The organism is Brevibacterium sp. Lmc1, from assembly GCF_057654315.1.
Map to the genome: position 1 here is coordinate 1,607,074 of NZ_CM172803.1, position 15,204 is coordinate 1,622,277.

Genomic DNA, 15,204 nt, shown 5'->3' on the forward strand with positions numbered 1-15,204 from the left:
ATCCATACGGTGGGAACCATGAACCCGTCTGACCTCATGACTTCCGAACCGTCTTCCCCAACTGCGACCGAACTGTCGACTCCGGCACCGGATCGGGCCACGCGGGCCGCAGTGCTCGAACGCAGGCGAGCGAAGAGGGGAACCGCCGAACAGGAATTCACCAGCGACTTCAGCGCGCTGATGGCGCAGGTCAAAGAAGCGGGCCTGCTGGCCAGACGGCCGGGCTGGAACACCCTGCGCTTCGTCCTCCTCGGGCTCGGCTACGTCGCATCCTTCGCCATGCTCTTCCTCATCGGTGAGAGCTGGTGGCAGATGGCGACCGCAGTTGTCTTCGGTGCACTGTTCACCCAGACCGCCTATGTCGCCCATGACGCAGCACACCGGCAGATCTTCACCAGCGGAAAGGTGGGGGAGTGGGTGTCGACGATCATCGGCAACCTCTTCATCGGACTGAGCTACGGATGGTGGCTGAAGAAGCACAATGCACTTCACCACGCCAATCCGAACAAGGCCGGAGTCGACGGAGACATCGCTCCTGGCGCCCTCGTCTTCACTCCCGAGGATGCACGTGAACGCACAGGCCTGGCCAAATGGTTCGCCGCACGTCAGGGCTGGTTCTTCCTGCCGCTGCTGACCCTGGCCGGCCTCCAGCTGCACGTCGAATCCGTCAAAGCCATCGTCCGGGGACAGTCGTCGATCAAACGCCGTTGGATCGAAGGCGTCTTCATCGGAATCCGCCTCATCGGGTTCCCTGCGCTCGCCATCTGGGCGGCAGGTCCTCTCATCGGCAGCGTCTTCTTCCTCGTCCAGCTCGCCGTCTTCGGCGTGCATATGGGCGGATCATTCGCCCCCAACCACAAAGGACAGCCGATCGTACCCAAAGATGTGAAGATCGACTTCCTGCGCCGTCAGACGCTGATGTCACGCAATATCTCCGGCGGTCGCTTCATGGGATTCCTCATGGGCGGTCTGAACTATCAGATCGAACACCACCTGTTCCCCAGCATGCCGAGCGTCAACCTGCACCGGGTGCAGCCGATGGTCCGCGAATACTGCCGCCAGAAGGACATCACCTACACCGAGACGACTCTGCTCGAGTCCTACAAGATCATCATCGCCTACCTCAACCGGGTGGGCCTCGGCGAAGCAGACCCCTTCGATTGTCCCGTCACCGCGCAGTTCCGGTCGCGCTGACCGGCGGGCCTTATTCGGTTCGCACCGAGGGACCGTCGGGGGAAACTCAGGTGAGGTGATCGTGGTCGCCGGAGACCCATTCGGCATAGCGTTCTGCTGAGGTCTGCACTGCAGAGTGTGCCCCGGAACCGATCGACTGACCGAAGTTGCCGTACATGCGGTCGAAGTCGAGATCGATCACCGAGGCGGCGATGCGCCTGACGACCGTGGCCGATAACGGCAGATAGTTCGGGAAGCTGCGCATGAACGTCACCCACCCCGATCGCGCCACCGGACCGATCGAATCGCCGCTGAGCATGACCCCGGCGCCGTCGGCGCCCGTCCAGACTGCCACCGCACTGCCGGGGAAATGACCTCCCGTCCTCCGGAGCCTCACCCCAGGCACCGGCTCCGCCTCGTGGAAATAGGGGCAGACGGCCCGGCCGGTCCGCTGCACCCATTCGAGGTCGGCCCGGCACACGAAGACGGGAGCTCCATCGAATGCGGCACTCCATTCCAACTGGGTGCCGAACATGTGCGGGTGGCTGGCGGCGATCGCCGCAACTCCGCCGAGGTCCCGGATCGCCGCGACCGCCTCGGCGTCGATATAGGCGGGAACATCGAAGAGCACATTGCCGGAATCGGTGCACACGAGATAGCAGGTCTGCCCGATCCCGAGCTTCGGTTCGACGCGGATGGCGAAGAGACCGGGTTCCCTCTCCGTGGTGGCGATGCGGTGGCCCTCGGATTCGAGGTCTGCCCGAGTCGTCCACTGTTGGCCGGAGGCAGGAACCCATTGCCGATCGTCCTCGCAGATCGGACACAGCTGTGGTGGAGGCGTCGTCGTCTCCACCCCGCAGGTGCGGCAGATCGTCACATCGGAAAATGCCACCATGTCATCCTCTCGGTTCCACAGAGGAAACCACAGACTCCCACCGAGCCTAGTCCTCACATGAAGTGAAGACCAGGATCGATGGGAGTCCAACGACGCGGCAGCTTGTCAGTGGGCGGCCGTGTGCGCCTTCCTGTGGGCGAGGACGTGGCCGACGAGGATGAGCGCGATGCCGACGACGAGCCAGGCGGTGAGCACCCACCACTGGAGAGCCGACGGCGCGTCAGGGAAGTAGGAGAGATCGCGCAGCAGCGTGCCCGCCGCTCCGGGCACGAAGAACTGACCGATATCGCCCCAGGAGCCGGCGAGGAACTCCTTCGGCTGATTGAGCGAGGCGATCGGATTGCCGATGAGCATGGTGAGCACTGCACCGAACGCGATGCCGGCAGGTCCGATGAGGGAGACGAAGCCGTTGATCAGGCCGACCGTGGCCGCGATCGACAAGCCGATCGCCAGGGCATTGATCGCGAAGTTCCCCTGCAGGATCCCGAACCAGGTCTGCATGATCAGGGCCAGTGCCAGTCCTCCGACGACTCCGTAGACGATGGTGCCGACCAGGCGCATCCGCCGTGAACGGATGCCCATGCTGGTGAGCACACCGCCGACGATGCCGCCAAGGGTCAACGGCAGACCCGCGATGGCCAGGCCCGCACCGGAGGGATCGTCGTCGGAGAGCGGCACGACGTCGGTGATCTTCACCTGCGGAACCTCCGTCGCCGAGGCGGCCGGATCGGCGCCGTCTCCGGCCGGGTTGCCCTGCGGCGGGGCCTGACCGGAGGCAGCGGCCTCGAGAGCCTTCTGCATCTGCTCCTGCATCTTCTTCGTGCCTTCCTGGAGGCCCGAGATCGCCTGTTGGTCGATGTTGTGCTGCATCTGGGTGCCGATTCCGCTGAGCTGCTGCGCGACAGCAGGGGAGGCGGCCTTGGCGATGAGGATCTCCGGTTCGTCCTCGAGGACGAAGGCGCCGTAGACCTCTCGCTGTTCGATGAGGTTCACCGCCTCGGCGCGTGAGTCGACGGTCTTGAGATCGAGCATGCCGTCCGGGGCGTTCTCAGCGATCTGGTCGATCTGCTCTTCGTCTCCGACCGCTGCGATCGGCAGGTCTTTGGGGTCCGAGGTCACGGTCGGCCAGCTGAAGGCGAGCATGACGAGGCTGACGACGGCGGCGGCGAGGACGGCGACGAGGATCGCGCGTCCGAACTGTGGGGGAGCGGCCTGCGCCGCCTTCTCCGGTGTCTCGCTCACCGCCGAGTGGTCGGCCTTGTCTTCTCTGCTGAGTATCTGGGTCGGCATGTCTGTCCAATCATCGAAAACGAATACTCGTTCATTATGAATCCATCCGCTAGGATATATCAAGAATGGTCATTCGTTTTTTGGGGGAGATGTGCCGAAGGTCACCGAGGAGCACAGGAGTGCGATGCGTGCCAGGATTCAGGATGCGGCGCTGGCCTGTTTCGCGCGCAGGGGGTTCGCCGGTGCGTCCATGGCCGACATCGTCAAGGAAGCGGGGCTGTCGGCCGGAGCGGTCTATGTCTACTATGCGTCGAAGGCCGACCTGATGATCGACGTCGCCCGCCGGGTGATGGAGCCGCGCATGGCGGTGCTCGAGGCGGCCAAGTCCGGAAGTGAGGTGACAGCTCCTGCCGAGGTGTTCGTCGAGCTCATCGATTCCCTGCTCATCGACAATCCGTTCGCCTCGGTCATGGTTCAGGTCTGGGGGGAGTCTTCCTACGACAAGGAGTTCGCGAGTTTCGCCGGTGGGGTCTTCGAGACGCTCATCGAAGAATTCACCGTTTATCTTGCTGCCTATCTGCAGGATCAGCGGGGAGCGGACGCTGAAGGCGCGCGGGCTCGTGCCGCGGCAATGGTGCCCGGGCTGCTGGCAATGATCCAGGGGGCCGTCGTCCAGTCGACCGTCTTCGGCGAATCCTCCCGGCTGCGGGTCCGGGCCGGAATCGAAGCAGTGATCTCCAGCGTCGATTTCTGAGTTCGTCGGCTGCTCATACGGAATCGCCGTCGTCATCGACCGAGTGGACGCGGTCTTCGCGCATGCTCACCGTTTCGACGCCGCTCAGTTCCATGAGCGGGGCGACGAGCAGGTGCAGAGGCCGCTTTCCGTCGAACCTCACATCGACCTGCACCATCCGCGTCTCGTCGGGGGACTCGAAGCGGCGCGAATCGACGATGGTATTCGCAAAACCCATTCGGCCGGCCAGAGCGAGGATCTCGCGGAGGACACCGGCCCCGTCGTGGTAGGTGATGCGCAGGAGTTTGCGATGGTCGCTGTTGGGGATCCTGCGGATGAGAGGCGCGATGACGAACAGCGTGAACAGGTGCAGAGCAGTGAGCATGGCGGCCAAGGGCAGCATTCCCGCACCGCAGGCCATTCCGACGGCCGCGGTGACCCAGATCGTTGCGGCGGTGGTGAGTCCGCGGACCATGTTGCGTCCTTTGAAGATGACTCCGGCGCCGAGGAAGCCGATTCCGGAGACGATCTGCGCGGAGATTCGTGAAGGGTCGAGGCGGACGTCGTTCTCGAGCACTCCGGCGAATCCATACGCGGAGATCAGAGTGAAAGCGCAGGTGCCGATGCCCACGAGCACGTGGGTGCGGTACCCGGCGGCCTTCTGCCTGAACTGCCGCTCGAAGCCGATGAGGGAGCACAGGACGAAGCTGGCCAGCAGCAGGCCGGCTTCCAACAGGCCGGTGCTGCTCATGATGTTCTCAATCGACGCGGAGTTGACCATAGTGCCTTCACCATAGCCCCACCCCCAACGAACAACCCCCAATTACTACCTGACGGCGGCCCGGCAACCTCGCGCGAGGTTGCTGGGCCGCCGTCAGGTAGCAGGTCAGACTGTGGAGGGGATTGACTACTCGTGAGGTCTGCGGCTGCGGGCCTGACCGTCGCCGGCTGTCGGGGCTCGGCGATCCGACTCCTGCGCGTCGGTGCCGTCGTCGACGATGGAGCCTTGAACGGTCTGGTACGACTCCTGGCTGGGCGCGGAGTCCTGATCGGCCGCCTCGGCGTCGGACTTCGCATGATCCGGGGACATGCCCAACGCCAATGCCTGCTTCCGTTGTTCCTTGGCGATCTCTCGCTCGCGTTCGAGGTGGAGATTGCCGAAATCATGGGCCGTGCGCGGCGGTTTGATGCCATCGATGAGGAAGACGAGAGCCAGCGACACCAGTCCCCACAGGCCGAGGACCTGCAGATGTTCGGTCACGACATCGCCGTCGAAATACAGGATCGAGCGGATGGTCTCGACCGAGGCGGCCATCGGCAGAAAATCGTGCAATGTGGCGAAGAACTTCGGCACCATATACTGCGAGAGGGCTCCGTTCGACGACGGCACGCCGGCGAACATGAGCGTGCCGATGACCGGGATGATCGCGAACATGCCCAAGAGCCTTTCGAAGACCATGGCGAACATGGAGATGCAGGCGATGGCGATGATGCCGGCACCCCACAGCGCCGCGAAATGCCCGTCGACGGCTCCTGTGATCGGACCGGCGATGGTCGCGACGATCAGCGACATAAACGGTGCGTAGACGACGATGATCGGCAGCATCCGCTTCAGCGGCCTGGTCCACGGGTTGGCGTTAGCGGCAACGATGACGACCATGAAGCCGGCGAGGATCCATCCCATCGCCACGTACATCACAACCACGCCGTTCTTGTCCCGATCGGGCAAGGGCTTCAGGTCGTCGACCGTGAGATCGGAGTCCTGCGCCTGAGCCACCTGTTCGAAGACCTGTACGGCCACACGGTAGGAAGCGTTGTTGCCGGCCTGGTTGGCCAAGAGCTCGAAATCCGGATTCTTCTCGCTGGGTAGGACGAGCGCGGCGACCTCATCGCGGTTCTCCACGAGCCGACGGGCTTCGCCCTTGTCATCGAGCGCGGTGAACTCGAACTTTCCGTCCATCTGCTCATCGAGCTGCTTGATCGTGTCTTCGGCCTGTTCGACCGAGGACCCGACGACCGCGACCGGCATGTCCTTCGGCGTCGGCGAATGCATCGCTCCGAGCATGAACGTGATCATCATGGTCACCATCGCCAGCGGGAAGAGGGTCAGCGAGATGTAGCGCATGAGCTTCGTATCCGGCCTCCGGCCGCCGTGGATCGCTGCCACATTGACATCCAGCGGCACAGGGTGTTCATTGCGCTTGGCGTAGAAGTGGTCGTAGACCTTCGTCAGCAGCAGACCGGCCACCGCGCCGAGGGCGAGGACGAACAGGTGTCCGGTGACTCCGTTGCCGTCGAAGTAGAGCACGGAGCGCAGGGACTCGCCGATCGCCGGCATCGGCAGGAACTCGTGGGTGAAGCGGAAGAACTTCGGCATGCTGTACACCGGCATCGCCATATTCGACGACGGCATGCCGAGGACCATGAGGAAGAGGATCCCGAGAATCACACCCAGTGCCCCGACGAGGCGGGTGATGAAGAGCTGGACGGAGGAGATGGCGAAAACGCCCAGCCAGGCGATGCCGAGGACGGCCGCCGTGTCCTTGACATCGACGACATCGAGGATCGGGCAGGCCACGGTCCACACGAGGCCGGCGATGGCAGCCGACCACCCGGCGAGGATCGGCACGATGCGTTTGAACTTCAGCAGTTCAGGCGAATTCGACCGCAGAACGCTGAAGGGCATGTAGCCGGCCATGACGATGGAAGTCATGAGGAACATCGCCGCCATCCCGGACGGATCGTTGTCCGGCAACGGGACGATGTCGTCGGTGTTGACCGTGAAACCGTCTTCAGCGAGCGCGGGACGCACGAGCTGCTCGACGGTGGTCGACTGTTGGATCCCGGCTCCGCTGGCGGTGACGATCGTCGCGGTATCGCCCTTGACGATGATCGCCGCCGAGGCCTCCCTGTCATAGACGTCCTGGCGGGCGTCGTAGACATCATCGGTCGTCTCGATTTCGAAGGCGTCGGGTTCGGCGCCGTTGATCGCAAATGCCACATCATCGGCCTTGGCCGATGACCCCGCCACCACGATGGGCATGTCGTTGGCTTCGGGGGAGTGCATCGTCCCCAGGTAGCTCGTGATCATCATGCCCACGAAGATGAGCGGCATGAGGAAGATCGCAACGGTGCGGCCGATGAATTCGGCCTTCGCGCGTTTGGCCGCTGCTTGGTCCTCGGTGGTCGCAGTCGAGCCGGCCTCGGAGTCGGAAGCCGGGTGCGATGTCGGGTGCTCGGACTCGAGGGCCTCTTTTCTCGTTCGCGGTTGGCTATCGGACATTGTCGTCCCCTTCAAGGATCGGAAATCGTGTGATCCTCGTCGACCACGGTGAACTTCGCCAGTTTAAGACACGTGACTTAAAACTGTGAAATCGAGAACTTGTGATTTCGAGAGCGAATGGAAAGATGAGGGAATGACCATCCAGAGTGACCGGGCGCGGGATGCCCTGCTCGACGCCGCCGAAGAGCTGTTCGCGCGCAATGGGATCGATGCGGTATCGAACAGGCGCATCGTCGAACACGCGGGGGCTGCGAATCACTCGGCGATCGCTTACCATTTCGGCGGCCGCGAGGGGCTGCTGCGCGCACTCGTCGAGCGCCACCATGACGAAATGGCTCGGCGCAGGCGTGAGCTGACGGAGCAGCTGGGCGAGACGCCGAACATCCACGAGCTCGTCACGACTCGTCTGCGCCCGCTCATCGAGCTGCTCGACAGTCTTCCGAAGCCGAGCTGGCGGGCGCAGTTCATGTCTCAGATCTCGGCTGTCCCCTCCGCCGTCGAGGTGGCCAAAGAGGTGATCGGGGACGCGGACCTGCCCGATGACCTGCGATTCATCAACGGAGCGGTCGACGGGATCCCCGAAGGGGTTCTGCGCGGTCGCGCCTATCTGCTGGGGAGCATGGTCGTCGGCGTCTGCGCCGACCAGGAGGCGAAGATGAATGAAGACGCCAATAAGGGCAGCTGGGAACAGGTCGGCCGCTTCCTCATCGATGCGGCGGCGGGAATGCTCGGGGCACCGGTGACCGACCCGGACGGTGCCGTGCGCTACCCGAGCGTTCCCCTGCTCTGATCAGCTGACAGCCCCGCCCGAATCTCCTGTTATTACTACCTGACGGCGGCCCAGCAACCTCGCGCGAGGTTGCTGGGCCGCCGTCAGGTAGCAATAGGGGTGTTTTGGTCAGTTGCAGCCGTCGGGGCCGCAGACCGCGCCGTCGGCGAAGTCCTCGGCCGCGTCCTTGCCTGCTGACTGCGGAGTCCCGGCGAGCACCGTGAGCTTCTGTCCCTCGTCCCAGGCCGTCTCGAGTGCCTGAGAGAAGACCTCCGCCGGTTGGGCTCCGGAGATCCCGTACTTGCGGTCGATGACGAAGAACGGGACTCCATTGGCGCCGAGCGAGCGGGCCTCACTGATATCGGCCCGTACCTCATCCGAGAATTCATCGGTTGCGAGGATCCGGCGGACCTCGACGGGATCGAGGCCGATCTCACGTCCCACCTCGGCGAGGTAGTCGACGTCACCGATGTCGCGACCCTTCTCGAAATGGCCCGAGAGCAGCACCTCCTTGGCCTCGGACATGAGTCCGTGAGTCTTGGCGAAGTGGAGGAAGCGGTGCGCGGTGAAGCTGTTGGCCACGACGATCGAGTCGAAGTCGTAGTTCAGGCCGACTCCGGCAGCCTGCTGTGTGACATGATCGAACATCTGTCGCACCTGAGCGGCGGGCATGCCCTTCATCTGACTGAGGTATTCGGTCTCGGTGCCGTCGAAGTGATCGGGCAGGCTCGGGTCGAGCTGGAAGCTGCGCCATTGGACGTCGACGTCATCCTTGTGAGCGAAGCCTTCGAGGGCATCCTCGAAGCGACGTTTTCCGATATAGCACCAGGGGCAGGCGATGTCCGACCAGATCTCAATCTTCATATCAATGCTAACCGTGCCCATCTCATGGTTATTCCGCAGGTCCGGCTCAGAACAGAGCCTGCTGCGATGGGGCGGCGAGCTGCTGCGTCGGAGCCGCTGGCACGCCCACCGTCTGCCGGTTTTGGCCCGACTCTGGGCGACCGCGCATCCGCGAGGTCGCAGGGTAGTCGTCATCGCTGCGTCCGCGCAGGTCATATCGGTCGATAAGGGGGTTGATGCGCTCACTGAGCCACCGACGATACTCCTTCGATGCGTAGGATGAGCCGGCGTACATCCTGCGATAGCGGGGGAGCAGCTCGGGGCGGTTGTGTTCGAGCCATTCGAAGAACCATTCGCGGGCGCCAGGGCGCAGGTGCAGCGCCCCGTAGACGACTCGCGCGGCTCCGGCGTCCCTGATCGCCCGAAGAGCGGATTCGAGGTGGTCACGGGAGTCGGTGAGCTTCGGCATGATCGGCATCATGAACACGGTGACAGCGAACCCGAGTTCGGCGGCCGCGCGCACGGTGGCCAGTCTGGCCTTCGTCGTCGGCGTGCCGGGCTCGAGGCTCTGCTGCAGAGCGTCGTCGTGAACGGCGATCGACATGCTGATCTCAACAGGAGCGTCTTCGGCGACGCGGGCCAGCAGAGGCAGATCCCGTCGCAGCAGCGTGCCCTTGGTCAGAATCGACATCGGAGTCGACTGTTCGGCCAGTGCGCTGATGATGCCCGGCATGAGGGAGTAGCGGCCTTCGGCGCGCTGATAGGGGTCGGTGTTCGTGCCGAGTGCGACATGGTCTCGCTTCCATGTCGGACGCGCCACCTCGGCGGCGAGGACGTCGGCGATATTGATCTTGACGACGACCTGGCGATCGAAGTCGGTCCCGGAATCGAGATCGAGGTAACGGTGAGTGTTCCTGGCGAAGCAGTACACGCAGGCGTGTGAGCAGCCGCGGTAGGGGTTGACGGTCCAGGAGAAGGGCATCGAGCTGGACTGGGGAACCCTGTTCAGCGCCGACTTCGCCAGCACCTCGTGGAAGGTGATTCCTGAGAATTCCGGCGTCTGCACCGACCGGACCAGTCCCTTCGTCCCGAAGAGGACAGGTGTGCTGGGGTCGGTGCTGGCGCTCGCTTCGTTCCACCGCATGACATCAGTCGAACACGAGTTCGAATGTGAGTCAAGGGTGGGGCATTGCGTTCAGACGGGGTCAGGAAACGCGCAGTCCCTTGAACTCGCTGCGGTGGAAGACCAGGGCCTCGGGTCCGTCGTCATTGCGAGTGCCGAGGATCTCGAGCAGGGCCACGGTGTGGTCGCCGGCCGCGACCTCATCGTAGAGCCGGGTCCAGAGGAACGCTGAGCTGCCGGGGATCGTCAGTGCGCCTCCGGCAGCGACCTCAGGGCTGACGCCGGTGAATCGTCGACTGCGATCCTTCGCCGCCAACTGCCTGGCCAGGTGCTCTTGGTCGGTGCCCAGCAGGGAGATCCCCAGCTCGGGAGCTCGACGCAGGGTGGGCCAGGTGGTCGATGTGTTCTGGACGGCGACGCTGACCAAGGGTGGGTCGAGGGAGACGCCGACGGTGAGGGTGGAGGCGACGAGACCCAGGGGCGCCGCATCGATTTCGGCGCCGATGAAGGCGACTCCCTGGGGAAAATGGGAGAAGGCCTCGCGGAGAGCCTCGGGTGTTGCGGGGGTCACCGGGGACGGTGACTGTGCGGTGCGGTCTGCCAAGAGTGTCATTCCTTCACCTCTGCGTTCGTGTGGTCGTCGGTGTCTCAGATGCCGGCTGATGCGATGACGCGTGCCGGTCCGTTGAGCAATCCAAGAGTGTGGGGTCGTCTGTCGGGGTCGTTGAGGTCGATCATTGCAAAGCGGAAGCGCCGGTGTCGTGGCCGAGGTCATATGAAGACGACTTATGACCGCATATGACGCTGAGAGTCGGGGCGTGACGGAAACGTGCGGCCGGTGACGGGGTTCGGGCATAGATTGCTCAGCGAATCATGCGCTCGTCAGGCAGCGAGCCTCCCGAACCCCGCCGCAGAGGAGAACCCTATGACGCAGACGCCGGTCACCGCACCGAGCACCCAGGACCCGCCGCAGCGGTTCCTGTCCGGAAAGAAGCGGGTGCTGGCCTCGGCCTTCGCCGGGACGACGATCGAGTGGTACGACTTCTACCTCTACGGCACCGCCGCGGCCCTGATCTTCAACGTCCAGTTCTTCCCCTCCGACAGTGAGCTCGGCAGCCGACTCGCGTCCTTCGCTACTCTCGCCGTCGGATTCTTCGCTCGGCCCTTGGGCGGAATCGTCGCCGGCCACCTCGGCGACCGTGTAGGTCGCAAGGCTCTGCTCGTCGTCTCCCTTCTGTCCATGGGGACGGCGTCGACGCTCATCGGCCTGGTCCCGAACTTCGACGCCATCGGCTGGTGGGCCGCTGTCTCCCTCGTCGTTCTGCGTATCGTCCAGGGCCTGTCGGCAGGTGCCGAATGGGGCGGATCGGCTCTGCTGTCCGTCGAACATGCACCCGCCCGCAAACGCGGTCTCTTCGGATCCTTCACCCAGATCGGATCTGCGGCGGGAATGCTGTTGGCCACCAGCTCCTTCTTCCTCGTCCAGAACCTGATGAGTGATGAAGCGTTCGAGGCCTTCGGCTGGCGCATCCCCTTCCTCGCCTCCGCGCTGCTCGTGGCACTGGGACTGTGGATCCGCCTCGGCGTCTCCGATGCGCCTGAGTTCCAGGAGCTCAAGGATTCCGGAAAGGTCGCCAAAGCACCGCTGCGGGAGGTGCTGACCGCTCATCCGCGGGTCCTGCTCGTCACCATCGGACTGCGCCTGGCACAGAACAGCGTCTTCTACCTCATCACCGTCTACATGCTCAGCTACCTGGCGGAGAATCGCGGCGATTCGACCTCGGGAGTCACAGCCGTCATGATCGCCTCGGCGGTCGGACTGGTGACCGGACCGGCTTGGGGGTGGGCCTCGGACCGGATCGGTCGCAAGCCCGTGACGATCTTCGGACTCATCGGCATCGCAGTATTCGGCTGGTTCTACTTCGCCTTCCTCGACGCAGGTCCGCTGGGACTGCTGCCCCTGGTCGTCATCCTCGGCATGAATCTCGCCCACGATGCCGTCTATGGTCCCCAGGCGGCCTGGTTCGCCGAACAGTTCCCCATCGAAGTCCGCTACTCGGGTGTGAACATGGGCTACCAGCTGGGCACCGTCATCGGCGGCGGAATCATGCCGATGGTCGCGGCCCTGCTCTACGTCGCCGGCGGCCACTCGCCGTGGCTCATCTGCGGCTACCTCACCCTGCTGTGCGTCCTCTCGCTCATCGCCGCCATCGGCGCCAAAGATCCTGCCCGAGCGCTCGCGCGCACCGCGGCCTGAACACACCCGCCGGTACGTCGGCCCGCACCCATCGCACCACCATGATTAGGAGACTCCTATGACGAAACCGATTCTGCTCAACGCCTTCGACATGATGACCCCGGTCCACCAGTCACCCGGACTGTGGCGCCACCCGGAATCGAGAGTCGACGAATTCACCCAACTGTCCTTCTGGACGGACCTGGCCAAGACCCTCGAGGACGGCGGATTCTCCTCCCTCTTCCTCGCCGACATCCTCGGCGTCTATGACGTGTACGGCGGCAACGCGGATGTCACGAACCGTGGGGGAGTGCAGTTCCCACTGCTCGACCCCCTCGTCGCCGTCCCCGCCATGGCCGCAGCCACGACGACGCTGGGATTCGGCGTGACCGCCTCGGTGACCTATGAGAAGCCCTACCTGCTCGCCCGCACCCTGACCACCCTCGATCACTTCACGAACGGACGTGTGGCCTGGAACATCGTCACCAGCTATGTCGACTCCGCTGCCCGCAACCTCGGGCTCAAGGGCCAGATCCCGCACGATGAGCGCTACGACCGGGCCGATGAGTTCATGGAGGTCATGTACAAGCTGTTCGAGGGCTCGATCACTCCGGACGCACTCAAAGCCGATGCCGACGCCAACGTCTTCGTCGACCCGAACGAGGTCCACGACATCGGCCACGACGGCAAGTTCTTCACCGTCCCCGGTCAGGCGCTCGCCGTCCCCGGACCGCAGGGCACCCCGCTGCTCTTCCAGGCCGGCGCATCCAAACGCGGCCAGGAATTCGCGCTCGACCACGCCGAGGCGATCTTCTTCTCCGGACCGACCCCGGAGATCCTGCGCAGCTGGGTCGACAAGGTCCGTGACGGACTCGAAGAGCGCGGACGCGCCCGTGACGCGGTGAAGATCTTCGCTCTGGCCACCGTCATCGTCGACGACACTGACGAAGCCGCCGAGGCTCGCCTGGCCGACTATCGCCGCTACGTCGACACCGAATCCGCGCTGTCCCTGTTCGGCGGATGGACCGGAGTCGACCTCTCGGGAGCTGACCCCGAAGACACCCTCGAATACGTCTCGACCGAAGCCAACCAATCCGCGCTCGCCTCCTTCACCACCATGGCCGGAGACAAACCCTGGACGATTCGGGACCTCGCGGAGTTCGTCGCCCTCGGCGGACGCGGACCGGTCATCACTGGATCGCCGGAGACCATCGTCGACGAGTTCGAACGGTGGATGACCGAAGCCGATATCGACGGATTCAACATCGCCGCGGCCGTGCGCCCGGCCGATGCCGAACGCTTCACGAAGTACGTCTCGCCCGAACTGCGCCGCCGCGGACTCCTGCCCGAACCGACCGCAGGTGCCACGGTGCGCGAGCAGCTCACCGGGGCCGGCCCCCGCCTGGCCGAGGACCACACGGGTGCCCGGTTCCGCCTCGGCGAGGGTGCCCGCGTCTGATCACACGGGGTCCGACGAATCGGGGAACGGCCGTGGGGCATAATGGTCTGCGGCCGTTTTCCGATCCGTGAACCGAACTGAGACCGCGAATGAGTGCATCGACTCCGCTGACCACCACTGATGATTCGGGCGATCGCGGATACCGGCGCAGAGCTCTCGTCGCCGCGGCTGTCGGCTACGGACTCGACGGCTTCGACCTCCTCATTCTCAGCTTCGCCCTATCGGGCATCATCGCCTCATTCGGGCTCAGCGACATCGCAGCCGGGTCCCTGTCGACGATCACTCTGCTTGGCGCAGTGGTCGGCGGAATCGTCTTCGGTGCCCTCGCTGACCGTCACGGCCGGGTACGGGTGCTCACCTGGACGGTCCTCATCTTCGCGGTGTTCACCGGACTGTCGGCGCTGGCACAGGGGTATTGGGATCTCGCGGCCTACCGGTTCATCGCCGGAATCGGAATCGGCGGTGAGTTCGGCATCGGCATGGCCCTGGCCGCCGAGGCGGTGCGTGCCGACCAGCGAGCGCGGGCCACATCATGGGTGGGAGTGGGGTTCCAACTCGGCGTATTCGCCGCAGCCGTCGTCTCGGCTCCCGTCATCGCCCTGTGGGGTTGGCGGGCACTGTTCGTCATCGGACTCGTCCCCGCTGTCTTCGCTTTCGTCATCCGTCGCGGAGTCGAGGAGCCGGAGACTTTCATCCGGGCCCGGGAGCACAAGGAGACGGAGGCCGAAGTCGCCCGTGGGAACCTCGATACGGACGGAGTGCCGACCTCCTTCGGTGCGAAGATCGCCGCGCTGTTCAAGGATCGGGAGACGGTGAAGATCACCCTGGCCCTGACGATTCTCACCAGCGTGCAGAACTTCGGCTACTTCGGCATCATCACCTGGCTGCCGAACTACCTGTCCGAGCAGATGGATCTGGGAGTCACCAAGGGTTCGCTGTGGACAGCGGTGACGGTCATGGGAATGCTCGCCGGGATCCTCATCTTCGGCCAGGTCGCCGACCGCCTCGGTCGACGTCCCGCCTTCTGGATCTTCCAGGCCGGAGCCATCGTCACCATCCTCGCCTACAGCCAGCTCACCGATCCGAGTGCTCTGCTGGCCGGCGGATTCTTCATGGGCGCCTTCGCCAACGGAATGCTGGGAGGCCATGGGGCGCTGCTTGCCGAGCTCTATCCCACGGCGATCAGGGCGACGGCGCAGAACGTCATCTTCAACATCGGCCGTGCCCTCGGGGGGCTGGCACCGGTCGTCATCGCCCTTCTTGCGGGGCATCTCGGCTTCGGCTTCGCTCTGGCGCTGCTGCCGATCATCTACCTCATCCAATTCCTCGCTATGTTCCTCATTCCGGAGCGCCGCGGCCACCGCCTCGACTGAGCTGTGAGTGCGGTTGCAGCGTTTCCGGGTGCGCTGTGCCTGCACCGGCGTTCGTGACGAACTGTGACGGCAGGTGACAGCGCGCGG

General features: G+C 64.3%; 13 protein-coding genes. 6 read left to right on the plus strand and 7 right to left on the minus strand.

Going from position 1 to position 15,204, the window contains the following annotated elements:
* Positions 1–18 precede the first annotated feature (18 nt).
* Entirely contained in the window at positions 19–1,194 is a 1,176-nt protein-coding gene (locus AC239G_RS07070; protein ID WP_229663882.1) for a fatty acid desaturase family protein, read from the plus strand.
* A gap of 46 nt (positions 1,195–1,240) precedes the next feature.
* Here the strand turns inward: AC239G_RS07070 and AC239G_RS07075 are convergent, their stop codons facing one another.
* Entirely contained in the window at positions 1,241–2,068 is an 828-nt protein-coding gene (locus AC239G_RS07075) for an MBL fold metallo-hydrolase (protein ID WP_139469576.1), read from the minus strand.
* A 105-nt stretch (positions 2,069–2,173) separates the two neighbouring features.
* Complete coding sequence (locus tag AC239G_RS07080; protein WP_139469575.1) at positions 2,174–3,358, minus strand: ABC transporter permease; 1,185 nt, start codon at positions 3,356–3,358, stop codon at positions 2,174–2,176.
* Positions 3,359–3,482: 124 nt separating this feature from the next.
* Between AC239G_RS07080 and AC239G_RS07085 the strand changes: the two genes are divergently transcribed.
* Positions 3,483–4,052 (plus strand): TetR/AcrR family transcriptional regulator, encoded by a 570-nt coding sequence (locus AC239G_RS07085; protein WP_139469574.1) that lies wholly within the window; start codon positions 3,483–3,485, stop codon positions 4,050–4,052.
* 13 nt (positions 4,053–4,065) lie between these two features.
* Here AC239G_RS07085 and AC239G_RS07090 read toward each other — a convergent pair whose 3' ends face one another.
* Positions 4,066–4,782 carry an MgtC/SapB family protein gene (locus AC239G_RS07090; RefSeq protein ID WP_181270631.1) on the minus strand — a complete coding sequence of 239 codons (717 nt, stop codon included), beginning with the start codon at positions 4,780–4,782 and terminating at the stop codon, positions 4,066–4,068.
* A 156-nt stretch (positions 4,783–4,938) separates the two neighbouring features.
* Positions 4,939–7,314 (minus strand): ABC transporter permease, encoded by a 2,376-nt coding sequence (locus AC239G_RS07095; RefSeq protein ID WP_434594722.1) that lies wholly within the window; start codon positions 7,312–7,314, stop codon positions 4,939–4,941.
* Between the two features lie 133 nt (positions 7,315–7,447).
* On the opposite strand from AC239G_RS07095, the gene AC239G_RS07100 reads away from it, so the two are divergent.
* Positions 7,448–8,104, plus strand: a complete 657-nt coding sequence (locus AC239G_RS07100; RefSeq protein ID WP_139469571.1) for a TetR/AcrR family transcriptional regulator — start codon at positions 7,448–7,450, stop codon at positions 8,102–8,104.
* Positions 8,105–8,212: 108 nt separating this feature from the next.
* Here AC239G_RS07100 and AC239G_RS07105 read toward each other — a convergent pair whose 3' ends face one another.
* From AC239G_RS07105 to AC239G_RS07115, 3 genes are all read right to left on the minus strand, one after another.
* The gene (locus AC239G_RS07105; RefSeq protein WP_139469570.1) at positions 8,213–8,947 is read right to left on the minus strand and encodes a DsbA family oxidoreductase; all 735 of its coding nucleotides are present in this window, start codon (positions 8,945–8,947) and stop codon (positions 8,213–8,215) included.
* A gap of 46 nt (positions 8,948–8,993) precedes the next feature.
* The gene (locus tag AC239G_RS07110; protein ID WP_487490012.1) at positions 8,994–10,070 is read right to left on the minus strand and encodes an Rv2578c family radical SAM protein; all 1,077 of its coding nucleotides are present in this window, start codon (positions 10,068–10,070) and stop codon (positions 8,994–8,996) included.
* A gap of 61 nt (positions 10,071–10,131) precedes the next feature.
* Complete coding sequence (locus AC239G_RS07115) at positions 10,132–10,662, minus strand: flavin reductase family protein (RefSeq protein WP_487490013.1); 531 nt, start codon at positions 10,660–10,662, stop codon at positions 10,132–10,134.
* Between the two features lie 312 nt (positions 10,663–10,974).
* On the opposite strand from AC239G_RS07115, the gene AC239G_RS07120 reads away from it, so the two are divergent.
* From AC239G_RS07120 to AC239G_RS07130, 3 genes are all read left to right on the plus strand, one after another.
* On the plus strand, positions 10,975–12,306 hold the full coding sequence (locus tag AC239G_RS07120; RefSeq protein ID WP_487490014.1) for an MFS transporter: 1,332 nt from the start codon (positions 10,975–10,977) through the stop codon (positions 12,304–12,306).
* A gap of 58 nt (positions 12,307–12,364) precedes the next feature.
* Positions 12,365–13,744, plus strand: a complete 1,380-nt coding sequence (locus AC239G_RS07125) for an LLM class flavin-dependent oxidoreductase (protein WP_139469566.1) — start codon at positions 12,365–12,367, stop codon at positions 13,742–13,744.
* Positions 13,745–13,833: 89 nt separating this feature from the next.
* Complete coding sequence (locus AC239G_RS07130) at positions 13,834–15,117, plus strand: MFS transporter (RefSeq protein ID WP_434594736.1); 1,284 nt, start codon at positions 13,834–13,836, stop codon at positions 15,115–15,117.
* Positions 15,118–15,204 lie beyond the last annotated feature (87 nt).